This window comes from Thermopirellula anaerolimosa (genome assembly GCF_054657335.1).
This window is the reverse complement of the sequence record NZ_BAAHYX010000006.1, coordinates 115,059-127,955: the sequence shown is the minus strand read 5'-3', so window position 1 is coordinate 127,955 and position 12,897 is coordinate 115,059. Positions and strand designations below refer to the sequence as shown.

9 protein-coding genes are annotated in these 12,897 nt (G+C 59.2%); 5 read left to right on the top strand and 4 right to left on the bottom strand.

Going from position 1 to position 12,897, the window contains the following annotated elements; translation table 11 throughout:
- Nucleotides 1-4: 4 nt before the first annotated feature.
- The 4 genes from bshB1 (at nt 5) to ppk1 (ending at nt 6,134) form a co-directional block, all read left to right on the top strand.
- Nucleotides 5-700 carry a bacillithiol biosynthesis deacetylase BshB1 gene (gene bshB1, locus ACYQ6J_RS06675; protein WP_460183408.1) on the top strand — a complete coding sequence of 232 codons (696 nt, stop codon included), beginning with the start codon at nt 5-7 and terminating at the stop codon, nt 698-700.
- 432 nt (nt 701-1,132) lie between these two features.
- The gene (locus ACYQ6J_RS06670) at nt 1,133-2,122 is read left to right on the top strand and encodes a CHAD domain-containing protein (RefSeq protein ID WP_460183407.1); all 990 of its coding nucleotides are present in this window, start codon (nt 1,133-1,135) and stop codon (nt 2,120-2,122) included.
- Between the two features lie 138 nt (nt 2,123-2,260).
- Nucleotides 2,261-3,841 carry a Ppx/GppA phosphatase family protein gene (locus ACYQ6J_RS06665; RefSeq protein WP_460183406.1) on the top strand — a complete coding sequence of 527 codons (1,581 nt, stop codon included), beginning with the start codon at nt 2,261-2,263 and terminating at the stop codon, nt 3,839-3,841.
- 187 nt (nt 3,842-4,028) lie between these two features.
- Nucleotides 4,029-6,134: a polyphosphate kinase 1 gene (ppk1, locus tag ACYQ6J_RS06660; RefSeq protein WP_460183405.1), complete on the top strand. Its 2,106-nt coding sequence runs from the start codon at nt 4,029-4,031 to the stop codon at nt 6,132-6,134.
- 12 nt (nt 6,135-6,146) lie between these two features.
- Here ppk1 and ACYQ6J_RS06655 read toward each other — a convergent pair whose 3' ends face one another.
- From ACYQ6J_RS06655 to rnc, 4 genes are all read right to left on the bottom strand, one after another.
- The gene (locus ACYQ6J_RS06655; protein ID WP_460183404.1) at nt 6,147-7,304 is read right to left on the bottom strand and encodes a hypothetical protein; all 1,158 of its coding nucleotides are present in this window, start codon (nt 7,302-7,304) and stop codon (nt 6,147-6,149) included.
- Between the two features lie 142 nt (nt 7,305-7,446).
- On the bottom strand, nt 7,447-8,541 hold the full coding sequence (locus ACYQ6J_RS06650) for an ROK family protein (RefSeq protein WP_460183403.1): 1,095 nt from the start codon (nt 8,539-8,541) through the stop codon (nt 7,447-7,449).
- A 179-nt stretch (nt 8,542-8,720) separates the two neighbouring features.
- Nucleotides 8,721-9,722: a hypothetical protein gene (locus tag ACYQ6J_RS06645; protein ID WP_460183402.1), complete on the bottom strand. Its 1,002-nt coding sequence runs from the start codon at nt 9,720-9,722 to the stop codon at nt 8,721-8,723.
- The gene (rnc, locus tag ACYQ6J_RS06640; RefSeq protein WP_460183401.1) at nt 9,719-10,543 is read right to left on the bottom strand and encodes a ribonuclease III; all 825 of its coding nucleotides are present in this window, start codon (nt 10,541-10,543) and stop codon (nt 9,719-9,721) included. Before rnc ends, ACYQ6J_RS06645 begins: the two co-directional genes overlap by 4 nt.
- A 654-nt stretch (nt 10,544-11,197) precedes the next feature.
- Here rnc and ACYQ6J_RS06635 point away from each other — a divergent pair.
- Nucleotides 11,198-12,673, top strand: coding sequence for a trypsin-like peptidase domain-containing protein (locus ACYQ6J_RS06635; RefSeq protein WP_460183400.1), 1,476 nt, complete (start codon nt 11,198-11,200; stop codon nt 12,671-12,673).
- The last annotated feature ends 224 nt before the right edge of the window (nt 12,674-12,897 follow it).

Here is a 12,897-nt window from a genome sequence, read left to right as displayed (position 1 = left end):
TAATATGCTGGATGTCTTGGTTATCGCTCCCCATCCCGACGACGCGGAATTTGCCATGGGGGGCGCGATTTTGAAGATGAAAGCGGAAGGTCTTCGCGTTGGAATCTTGGATTTGACGGACGGAGAACCAACGCCGTTCGGCAGCAAAGAGATTCGCCGCCGTGAAACGGAAGCGGCCACGCAGATCCTGGGCTTGGATTGGCGGTCGAATCTCGGGCTCCCCAATCGATCGCTCGAACCCACGTTGGAAGCACGCGCCAAGCTGGCCGGCGTATTGCGAACCACTCGAGCGAATTGTATTTTCTGCCCGTACTGGGAAGACACGCACCCGGACCACACGGCGGCAACCCAACTCATCGAAGCGGCAAGATTCTGGGCAAAGCTGACAAAAACGGATTTGCCCGGAGAACCGTTTCATCCGCAGAGGGTGATCTACTATTTCTGCACGCACATCCGGAAGATTCCGGAACCGTCCTTCGTCGTGGACATTAGCGCCTTTTGGGAAAAGAAGCTCGCGGCCGTCAGGTGTTATGCGAGCCAATTGGCCAATCCCCCCTCTCCAAGTGGATCCGGAGCCAGCCTGGAAGAGCAAATCGAGTACCGCGCCCGCATGTGGGGCTGGACCGTCGGTACTCAGTACGGCGAGCCTTTCGCGGTCCGAGAGGTCTTGCGTCTTGCCGACTTTCGTGCGATTCTCTAAAGCAGGTCCGACGGCCGACACCGCCCTTGCTCACTATCCGCGGCTGTCTTGATACTTGTCTCAATATTCCCGAATGCAGGACACGCTCGTTCGCGAAGTCGGTCGGGTGTGTGCCCAACAGGTTTGCGGGGTTTGCCTATCGGCAACTTCCAACCATCGGTTCGAGAAAAACCTCGATGAGCCAGCGCCCGCGAGCGGGGGTTAACATAATTTCGGCCTTTTGCTCATGATATGCCGTCTGGCCGATCTATGGCAATTTCGACGGTTCGACGGCCCGACATAAGGGGCGGTAAATGCGACGTCTGAAGATTACAATAAATGGCCGGGCGCGTACGTTTTGAGAGGTGATTGATAGGCTCTTCGACCGTCAAGATTGTGGCGTTAAATTGCCTTAATTTTCTCGTCCCGATGATCGTCGTTTCGGAGGAGTCGATGTTAGCGAAGCCGCCGGTTGACGTCTCCGCCGTCACCGCCGTTCGTTATTTGGGCCGGCACGTTCGGCGATTGCGCCGCCATCTGGTCGGCCTGCCGAGGGCACGGAATCCGGAATCCGTGCATCAGGTTCGAGTGGCATGTCGCCGACTCCGCGCCGGTTTCCGTGTCTTTCGGGAGCTGTTGGGAAAGGAACGCACCAAGCGGTGGCGGTCGGCCCTCCGCGATTTGGCGTCCGCACTGGGGAAGGCACGAGATACCGACGTCCAAATCGCCGCCATGCTGGGTCGATTGGGTGAGAGCGGCGATCCGGAAATCCGACACGGAATTGTATTTTGGCTTGCGTTGCTGGAAACGACTCGCAGTCGTTGCCAACCGCAGATTCGTCATGCGCTCCGGCGTTTTCTGCGCACGGGAACGCTGCGTCAAATGAAGGAGTGGTTGAACGATGCCCGACGCAATCTGGCAACCGCGGTCGGAAAGACCGAAGCGCCGCCGACCGGATACGAGAAACGCCTTCTTCAGCGCGTGAATGAGTTTCTGAGACAAGGCGATTCCCTTCGAAATGAACAAGACGTGGCACGCCATCACGAGTTTCGCGTCGCCGCGAAAAAACTCCGCTATACCTTGGAAATCTACGCCCCGGTGCTCGGGACGCATTTCGAAGTGGCTCTCGAAGCAGTGCGCGAGATGCAGTCCTATTTGGGTGAAATTCACGACTGCGATGTTTGGATTGCCGAATTGGAGAGCGCCGTCCGTCGGCTGAAGGCCGGTGAAAAATTGCTCTCCGGTTGGATGAACCAAACACGCTTCATCTCGGGACTGGAGTTTTTGCAAGAAACGTGCCGCGAGCGTCGTCGTCAATCTTTCGCCGCGGCTGGCGCTTTCTGGCAGGACGAAAAGGTGGCAGCGTTGTGGCCTCGGATCGTGGCAACCTTGAACAATTCGCAGCGTGCGGAGAATGCGGATGCGACAGGCTCCCCGGCCTAGTATGCTAATGGCCGTTACGGCCTGCCGCTCGTCCCCGGCGATCCGTTTCCGGAGTGTTGCAAGTAGTCGCGGGAGAGAATACGAGCCCCTTCGTGAATCGAACACCCAACCCTAAGAATCAAGGCGACCGTCGGCAGCATGAGTAATCTTTCCCCAACGAATGGCTCTCCTCCGCATTCGGGTTCGCGCGGCGGCGCGGTCAGCCCGGTCGCCGTGATTGATATCGGCACCAACGCCATTCGCATGGTCGTCGCCCAGGTTCTTGAGGAGGGCGGCTACGAAGTACTTGAACGATTCCAGCGCGCGGTGTGGTTGGGGCAGGACACCTTTCGACGGGGACGCATCGGCGCGCAATGCATGCGTGCAACGTCGGAAATCTTGCGCGACTACGTGCGAGTCTTGCAAGAGTACCGCATCGAACGGGTGCGGGCGGTAGCCACCAGTTCCCTTCGCGAGGCCGCCAATGCCGACAACGTGCTCGACCGCATCTATCTGGCCTGCGGATTGAACGTCGAGATCATCAGCATCGCCGAAGAGGGGCGATTGACGGTGGCCGCCGTCCGAGAGGCGGTCGGCGAACTGTCCGAGGTCAACCGCGGGCACTCCTTGGTGGCGGACGTCGGCGGGGGGAGCACGATTCTCACCATCCTCGATGAAGGCGAAATCGTCAATTCCGTGGGCGTGCGATTCGGTTCCGTCCGCCTCTTGGAGATGCTATCCGCTCGTTCCGAGCCGACCGACAAACTCGGCGAGCTTTTTCGGCAGCATATCCGCATGCAAGTGGCCGCTGTGAATCGGACCTTGCCTTTGGCGCATTGCGACACTTTCGTAGCCGTGGGCGGAGACGTACGATTCGCGGCGCGCGAGGCCGGACGCCCCACGCACTCGGAGGACCTTTTGGAGGTGCCGAAGGAACGTTTCGAACAATTGATCGAGCAATGCGTGCGGTGGTCACCCGAGGAATTGTGCCGCCGGTTCAACCTCACCTTCGCCGAGGCGGAAACGCTGGTTCCCGCTTTGTTGATGTATTGGGAACTGCTGATCCACACCCAAGCCACGCGGTTGTTGGTGGCGAAGGTGTCCATGCGCGACGGCGTGCTGGCCGAACTGGCGCGCGAGACGACCGGTTCCGAGGACCAATCCATTCGCGAGGGTATCCTGCACGCGGCATATGCCATGGCCTCTCGCTATTGCGTCGATCTGGAGCACGCGCGGGTATCCTCCGAAATCGCGGTTCGCCTTTTCGATTACCTGCAAAGCGATCATGGATTGCAACGGCGACATCGGTTTCTGTTACAGATCGCCGCCGTTCTCCATGAGGTCGGCGGTTTTATCAGTCCCACCGCGCACCACAAACATAGTTACTACATCATTGCGAACTCGGAGATATTCGGGTTGACACGTCAAGAGACCGAGATCATCGCGCATATCGCTCGTTATCACCGCCGCAGTCCTCCAAAGCCGGCGCACGTCGAGTATGCGGCGCTGCCGCGCGAGAGTCGGGTGGTGGTGAACAAGTTGGCCGCGGTGCTCCGTGTGGCCGACGCCCTTGCCCGCGGAAACATCCAGTCGGCGGAACAAGTGGAGTTCGGACACGATGAGGACGAGCTTTTCATCACGATCCGAGGCTTGTCGAAGGTGTTCCTGGAAAAACGTTCCGTGGCACTGAAGAGCGACATGTTCGAAGATGTTTACGGGATGAAAGTGCGTGTGGAGTAAACCCACGCGGGGTGCAACCGTTCCCAGGACTCGCGCACCCGTCCCCGGTATCCCTTTCCAACGGCGACCGGCGGTCGCCGGTTTCATTGACACTCAAAGGTTGTTCGAGACTGCCGACGGACTTGACGGTCCCGGGGCGTCAGTAAGGGGCAATTCGCTGAAAACCGTCTGGGAGGCGGGCCACGACATGTCCAAGAAAAAAACGCCCGAACCGTTCTTCAATCGCGAGTTGAGTTGGTTGGAGTTCAATCATCGCGTGCTGGCGGAAGGTTTAGCGGACGATGTGCCGCTCTTGGAACGCTTGAAGTTCTTAGCCATCGTGTCCACGAATCTGGACGAATTCTTCATGATTCGGGTCGCGGGGATCATCCAACTCATCAAGAGCGGCTCCAAGAAGCGCGATCCGGCGGGGATGACGCCGCGAGAACAATTGGATGCGGTGCGACGAAGAGTCCATCGCATGGCTGCCGAGCAATCGGCGGGAATCCGCCAAGCCATGGAATCGCTCCGCGAAGAGGGACTTTGCGTGCTCCGACCGCGGGAATGGTCGGCCCAGGATCGTCGCTACTTGAGCGACTACTTCGAGAGTGAGTTGTCGCCGCTCTTGACGCCTCTGGCCATGAGCACGCTGGATCCGCCGCCGGTGCTGGCCGGTCTGCAAGTTCACGCTGCGTTCCTGCTAACTCGAGGCAAGGAGAAAGCGGACGCCGACCGAATTGCCGTCGTACCCATTCCGTTGCGGCAAAAGCGTTTTGTGGCCTTGCCCGGCGACAAGCCGCGCCGCTTCGTTCTTATCGAAGACATCTTGTTGGAGTTCGGGGCCAAGCTGTTTCGCGGTTTTAAGGTAGAAGCCGCGTGCGTTTTTCGGGTGACCCGAGATGCGGACGTCTCGATTCAAGACGACGACGCCAGCGATCTGTTATCGACGGTGGAGTCGGCAGTCTTGGCTCGCCGCCGTCGGGACCCGTTGCGACTGGAAGTGACGCCGAACGCGGATTCCGCCATCGTCGAGGCCTTGCTCAAGACGCTGTTTCTGCACCGAGAGGATGTCTATGACGAGGCGGAGATCGTCGGCGCGGGCTGCCTTTGGGAGTTGGCCGGTTTGCCCGGATTCGATCATCTACGGGCCGCTGATTGGCCGCCGCAACCGCCCCGCGATCTTCTGGGATGGGACGACCTCTGGCAGGCGATCCAGCATCACGACGTTTTGCTCTTCCATCCCTATGAGTCGTTTGATCCGGTCGTCGAGTTGGTGCGTCGCGCGGCCGAGGACCCGGACGTCCTCGTGATCAAGCAGACGCTTTACCGGACCAGCGGCGATTCCCCGATCGTGGAGGCTCTAGAGAACGCGGCCCGAAACGATAAGGAGGTTACCGTCTTGGTGGAAGTCAAGGCGCGATTCGATGAGGCTCGCAACGTGCAGTGGGCCCGCCGACTGGAAGACGCCGGCGCTCACGTCGTTTACGGAGTTGCAGGCTACAAGACGCACGCCAAAGCGATGCTCATCGTGCGGCGCGAGGGCGGTCGTATTCGCCGCTACGTTCACCTTTCCACCGGCAACTATAACGACCGCACGGCGAGAATCTACTCCGATCTCGGACTACTGACGTGCGACACCGAAATTGCGGCGGATGCTTCTTCGCTTTTTAACATTCTGACCGGTTACTCGGAGGCCGTGGGATGGAACAAACTCACCACGGAACCGGGCTTGCTGAAGCAGCGATTTCTGGAACTCATCGAACGAGAGATTCGCGTGTCCACCCCGGAACAACCGGGCATGATCCTCGCCAAGATCAATTCTCTCCAAGATCGCGAGATCATCTCGGCGCTGTATCGAGCATCTCAATCGAACGTACGCATCAAGCTGAACGTCCGCGGAATCTGCTGCCTGGTTCCAGGCGTACCGGGAGTTTCCGGCAACATCGAGGTGCGATCCATCGTGGATCGATTCCTGGAGCACGCTCGAATCTTTTACTTCTCGAACGGCGGACACGACGAGATCTACCTGTCCAGTGCGGACTGGATGCAGCGGAACCTCGATCGGCGTTTTGAGACCATCTTTCCGGTCGAGGCGCCCGAACTCAGATCGCGGTTGCTGCATATCCTGGACGTTTTCTTCGCCGACAACGTCAAGGCTTGGACCCTGCAATCCGATGGCGAATATCGGCGCGCTCGCGGATCCGGTCCGCCCATTCGCGCCCAAGAGGTCTTTCACCAAGAGGCCGTCGCGGCGGCGCGCGAGACACCGACACGGGGACCGAAGTACCAGGTACTCAAAGCGCCGCAAGATTGATTTTGCGGCGAATTACGGCGTCTGCTCGGATCGTAGGATTTGGCTCAACGCGTCCCACGCCCAAGCGTGGGAACCGTCCGGACGAATCAACCAGAAGCCGCGAACATCCTGCGACTCACGCACCGGCAATCGTCGCGCTTCGTTGCAGTAGACCTGCCAATAGATGACCCAGGGACAGCCCCAATCGACGCTTACCGAAACTACGTTGCGAATCAACTGGGTGACCTGCTCCCGAGAATGCTCATTCTCGGGCAAACCGAACTCGCCGACGTAAACGTTCTTTTTGCCGAATGCCGCGGAATCCGGTGCATACTGAGCAATAAAATCGAGCGACTTGCGAAACAATTCGGGATCATTTTGAGTATCCCACGCCGAGTAGGACACCAAGTCCGGGCGAACCTCCGGCACGACGTGCGTAAGAACGCACGGCATTCCCTGTTCGATGGTCGGACGCAGAAGATTCACCTCGACGGCATGGTACACGCGGACATCAGATTGAGAATTCTCGCGGCGGGCTTGTTCTACCCCGCGCTGCCTCGCCGCGAGCCAGCGGGACATCGCGTTCAGGGCTTCCGAAGAGGGCGCTTGATTTCGGTCGAAGTGCCCGCGCACCGCCCAATCGCCCTCCCAGTTCTGAAAGACAAACGTCTTGCCCGTGCCGCGATGGGTGCGCATCAAATAGGCCGCAATTCGGTAGATTGCCTCCTGTTCCTCCCGCTCTTGGTCAGCGCTGATGCCTCGTAACCAGTATCCCGCCGAGACGCCGGGTCGATACACGGTAAGCACAAACACGCGAAAAGGACGACTGAAGACTTCACGAAAAGGAGGCGAATCTGCGAGTTCCTCGAGAGTTCGGCAAGGCGGCCAATCCGTGTGGAAGGGGTATTTTTGAAGAGAGCTTCCGTCCGGATTCAACGAAAGGTACAGCTTGATGACTTGCACGCCCAGTTCGGCGATGGCATCTGCGCCCTCCAACAAGAACGGCGAATCGGAAAGACAGTATTTGCCATCCACGTGCGTAACCCCCAACGCCCGGCGAGCGCGGGGCGTCGTCGCCGCCGATTCACCGACGACGTGCGCGGCCGATTCTTCGGCAGGCTGAACGGGTCGCTCCGGACCGAAAAGCAGCAATACCGCCAAGCAAGCCGCCAATACGACTCGGCTACGCATGGGTTCGTTCCTCAATTAGGGCGCCGACCACGCGCCACACCATCGTCTTTTCGCAAGCGCGAAGTCCCCGCTACCTCGCGAGGCTTCCTTGCCGAGAAGACAGGGGACGCCGTCCGCCGGCGATCATTCAGCCTGCGAAAAGTCACGTCGCTTTATTCCGGGTGTTGCTTTCATTCTGCGGGTTGCTCGGCTTTCGTTTGGAGGAGGTCAGGACGCGCAGTTCCGCGTCGGGGTATTTCTTCAAGGGATTGGCGCCGCACAATCGTGCGGCCAAGGCCATTCCCCCGACGATCACGGCGTAATCACCGAGTTGCGAGAGGCATACCTCGTCCGGGTCCTTCGTCAATCGCATTTGATCGGCATCGAGCACCGCCCGGATCCGTGGCATCAGAAAATCGCCGCATGCTTCCATAACGCCGCCGCCCAGGACAATGCGCTGCGGGTCCAGCAGGTGGCGGACGGAGAGGCACGCCGCGCCGAGGATGTCGGCCGCGCGTTCCAACACGCGAGTTACGAGGGAGTCGCCGGCGCTCAAGGCTGCTCTCAGGGCTCGGCTTCGGACAACGCTCAAATCACCCCCGAGCAACTCCGTAAGTACCGTGGCTTCGCCCCGGGCCACCGCTTCACGGATATCCCGCTCGATCGCGGTACGACCGGCCAGCGCCTCCAAGCAACCCGCGTTGCCGCAACCGCACACCGGTCCGCCGATCTGCATGACCATATGCCCAATTTCCCCGGCCGAATAACGCGCGCCTCGCCACAGTTTCCGCTTTCGAACGAAACCGCTTCCGATACCGGTTCCGACAAAAACGCCGAACACGCTGCGACAATGACGCCCGGCACCCAGCCACGCCTCTCCCAATGCGCCCAGATTGCAATCGTTCTCGAGCACGATGGGGACGCCGAATCGCTCGAAAAGAAACTCGCGGAGCGGAGCCTCGGTGAGCGGCATGTTGGGAGTCTTCACGATCCGACCGTGCTCGTAATCTACGACGCCGGGAATGCCGACCGCCATCCCCGCGATATGCCGCGGGCGCAAGCCCGCTTTCTTGATCGCCGCCAGGACGGCCGACTCTACGGCGTGAAATATCTCGAGCGAGCCGCAATCTCGCGGTGTCGAGCATCGATCCCGACCGTATATTGTGCCGCATGGGTCTCCGACAGCGGCCAGAATTTTGGTTCCGCCGATATCCACGGCGACGATCCGTTTCTCGGTCGCTTGCGTTCTGCGTACCATACTACTCTCCTCATTCTCTTGCTTTCGGCGCGATGCCGCATTCTTCGTGCGGTGATGATCTCCGATGTCGGCATGATGTCCCGTCGATTCTTCCTCGCCCCCTTCGCACCCGGATCAGGGCTTCGCCGGTCCGTCAATCCGGTTATGCGGCGGCGACACAATCTGCGACGAAACGCTCATCACAGCGGTGGGACTTCGGGCAAAGCCGGCACGTCGCGCGGTACGCTTACGGTTTCCCGAAAGGGCGGGTGACGACGAAATACCTCGAATTGAAGCCGCTCCGGCAGTCCTTTCTTGGCGTATCGAACCAGCAGCGTCAGTCCCTCCATCAAGGATTCTTCGGCCGAACTCCCGACAAGGAGTCCCTCCGGCCCGGGAAAATTCTTTGGCACGGCGTGCAATAGCTTTGCCTCTCGCGGCGAAGATTCGAACAACCGCCGCAACGAGGCGTTTTCCGCGGCGTTTCTTCCCAGTACAAGTTTAGTTTCCTTGTTGACTCGAAAATGCCGCCCCACCGTCAGAAGTTGGAGGTCCCAGACGCCGGCGGACGAGTCGTGATCGACCAGGTCGAAAACGCGCGGCGCGAACAGCTTTTCGGTCAAGGCACAGCCGCCCGCCGCGTCGGGAATGAATCGCAAACCGTATTTCCGGGCCAGAGCCTGCAAAGGACGGCGGGATCGGCCCGCCAAATCGTAGAGCCGTGAGCGATCCACAAGCCCTTCCCGTTCCATCACGGTCGGCGGAAGTCGCTTTGCCGATAGTGGACGTAGCACACGGTCTTGCAGTCCGGCCAAATGCGCGACGATTAGGAGATCACGGCGGCGCTGCGAGAAGGGTCGCTGGCCCAAAACCTCTCCCGTAACCAAGAAGACGGCCCCAATCTCCTCCATCAACTCTCTCGCCAATCGGAACATATAGGCCCGGCAATCGAGACAGGGATTCGCTCCGCGTCCGAAACCGTGCTTCGGCGCCCGTAACAGGTCGAGATAGTCGTCGCGGACTGTGCGGGCAGCCAAGGGAATACCCATTGCAGCGGCACCGCGAAACGCTCGGGCGGTATGCGGATACACAGGAATGCGAACGTGAAGCCCCACGACGTCGAAACCCTGCGATTGGATGATGCGAGTCGCCAGGAAGCTATCCAATCCGCCCGATATCAAGGCCACCGCTGTCGTGCTCACGGTCGGCCCTCTTGTTCCGCGTCAACGTTCTCGAAGGATTCGCTATCGCCAGGCGACGTGGAGTCCATGAACGAAGAAGAATCCGCCTCCTCCCAGGCAAGTTGTTTCAACTCGATCAGTGCATTGCGTGCCGCTTTTTGCTCGGCTTCTTTCTTGCTGTGCCCCCAGGCCGGTCGATACCGGATGCCGCCCATCTCTGCCGCTACGAGAAAGCTTTTTCCATGATCCGGACCGCGTTCCTCCAACAGGTGATAGCCGGGCGTAGTTCCCAGATTTTTCTGCGCGTACTGTTGCAGCAAAGATTTATAGTTTTCCTCGATCGCGTTGTAAACAATGGAGCTAATAACGGGCCGCATCAGGGGTTCCACAATCGCCTTGGCCGCCTGGAGCCCGCCATCGATGAAAACCGCCCCGACCACCGCCTCCAAGGCCGCCGCAATCACCGATTGAGGCAACCGACTGTGGGTCATCATCCCTTTACCCAGCAACAAGAATTCGTGCAACCGCAGACTGCGTGCCGCCGCCGCGCAGGTGTGACGACTGACGGCGATGGATTTAAGCCGCGTCAGTTCACCCTCCAGATAATCGGGGTAAGTCGTGTACAAGAGATCGCAGACGACCAACCCTAGCACGGCGTCCCCCAGAAATTCCAGGCGTTCATTGGAGCACTGCCGCCGATCGACGCCGGAGGCGTGCGACAGCGCCGTAATTAGCAGGTGGGGATCGCGAAAGCGGTAGCCGATGGCCCGCTGGCACTCCTCCAGTTTTCGCTCCAGCGATTGCGGCAATTCAGATTGGTTGGCCGGTTCCACGGCGGACATAGCCTTTCCATCTAACGACGGTGTCGCTGGGACCGGGAGATTCTTCGGTGCGCGGACCGGAATTCCGAAAATCGACCCGCAAACCATGAATCCTCACGAACAGCGATACCCGAAAATCGGGGAAAGGACCGCCGGAACACGTCCCAAAAAGAGTCGACACGGTGTCGATAGCTCTCTTTGGGACGGGGCCCTGAGGCGGCCTTGAACAACCGTCTTCATTATAAGGCAGCGCCCCGGCGTTATCACGACCACGGGTTAGCCACGGAACGATTCGGCCTCGAAACGGGACGGGCGAAAATTGCGCCCCTTCAAGCAGGGCATCGTGGGGAACCTGGGTCGATTTTGCCGCAATCTCGATTGATTTAGAAAGGCGTTGCAACGTAAACTTCAACAGCGGGCGGTGGGGCGCAACGATCGGCAGGCTTACGGCACTGGGTCACACCAGGGCGGACTGCGTCCCTGGGCGAAATCGGAAAACGATGCGGAACTCGCTTCCCGTTCTGATGTTATGATTACCTAGCCACCGCCCGCCGCAGAAATCTCCGTCGTCGCAGATTCGGTGATAACTTCAAATCCAAGGGTGATTCTCGCTTTTCGCTGAATGCTCCCAGGCAAATCGACCTGGCAAGCCCCAAATCACGGGAAAGGGCGTCTATGTCGCGAAATCGGTTGGTAGCAATTTGCGGGTTGCTCGTTGTTGCATGCTTCCCTGCCGCCGCAATTCCCACTCTAGCGGCACAGGACGGCGATCAGCATGCGATCGAACAGGCAAAGAGCCTTTCCCGGGCATTCCGTGCGGCGTCTCAAAAGGTGCTTCCCACCGTCGTCAAAGTGCAGACCGCTTCGTCACCCCAAAAGGCGGGATCCAATCAGGGCGAAAACCGGAATCCGCTTGACGATTTCTTCGGCGGTCCGAATCCCGGGTTTCGTTTTCAAATCCCGCGTCCCGAGATGGGTTTGGGTTCCGGCGTCATCATCGATCCCAAGGGCGTTATTCTGACGAACCGACACGTGATCGAGGAAGCGGACATCATCACGATCCAGCTTTCCGACGGTCGCGAATTCCCCGTTATCGACAAGAAGACCGATGACAAAACGGACATCGCCGTACTCAAGATCGAACCGGGCTCACCTCTGCCGACGGCGACCCTCGGCGACTCGGACCAGTTGGAGATCGGAGATTGGGTTCTGGCAGTGGGGAACCCCTTTGAATTGGAAGGGACGGTCAGCGCGGGAATTATCAGCGCGAAGGGCAGAACCCTCAACACTATTGGAAGGACCCGCCTGATCCAAACCGACGCGGCGATCAATCCCGGCAATTCCGGAGGCGCCTTGGCCAATCTTGACGGAGAGGTCATCGGCATCAACACCGCGATCTTCTCTCGCACGGGTCGTAACGAAGGTATCGGTTTTGCCATTCCCATCAATCTTGCCAAATGGATCGCAGACGAATTGCTCCGTCATGGGCGAGTTCGCCGGGCATACCTCGGCGTGGCGTTAGAGCAGGTCTTAGCCCCCTCAGCGGCGTACCAGCAAAACGGTAGCCCCAAGGGAGTCGTGATTAGGCAGGTGTTCAAGGACACTCCCGCCCATCGGGCCGGGTTCAAACGGAACGATCTGATTACCGCGTTCGACGATACTCCCGTCTCCGAGATGTCGGCGCTGCAAGAATTGGTGGAACGGGCCTCCATCGATCAGACTCATCGCGTTGCGATTATTCGCGACGGAAAAAGTCTGGAAATCGAAGTAAAGCTCGATGAAATGCCGGATGATGCGGCACTTCAGAGCCATGAACCGGTTGAGGATGAAGACGTCGGTCAAACTCCGCGCCGAAAGACCTATGACAAATCACTGGGCTTGATGCTGATGGATTTCGACTCGGAATTGGCGTCGGGCCTGGGCGTTCGAGTCAGCGAAGGCGTGGTGGTCATTCACGCCGATCGCAACAAACCGGGAGGGCAAAGCGGTCTGCAAGCCGGAATGGTGATCGTCCGAGCGGGTGCTGAGTCCGTAAAAGACCTTCGCGACCTTCAACGAATCTTGGACCGGAACCAGGATGTTTCGGAGGTATCCCTGGAGGTCGTCAGCCGCGCCGGTCGGCAAATTGTGGTTCTAAAAAAGCCGAAATAGGCCCGCCAACGCGTTTTCCTCCGCCGAAACGGACAAGGTTTCCGCCGTTGACTATCTCAGCTTCCTTGCGAAGAATGCCCTTGAGCGAATTTTGTTAGCGGAGAATGGGCTGCGAGAACGGGTCTCCCGACCGGCAAATTGATGGTATTTGGAGCGTTTGGCCGCATGACTTCGGTAGCTCGTCTGGCGATCGGAATCACTGAGGCGGAGACGGATATCCGCCC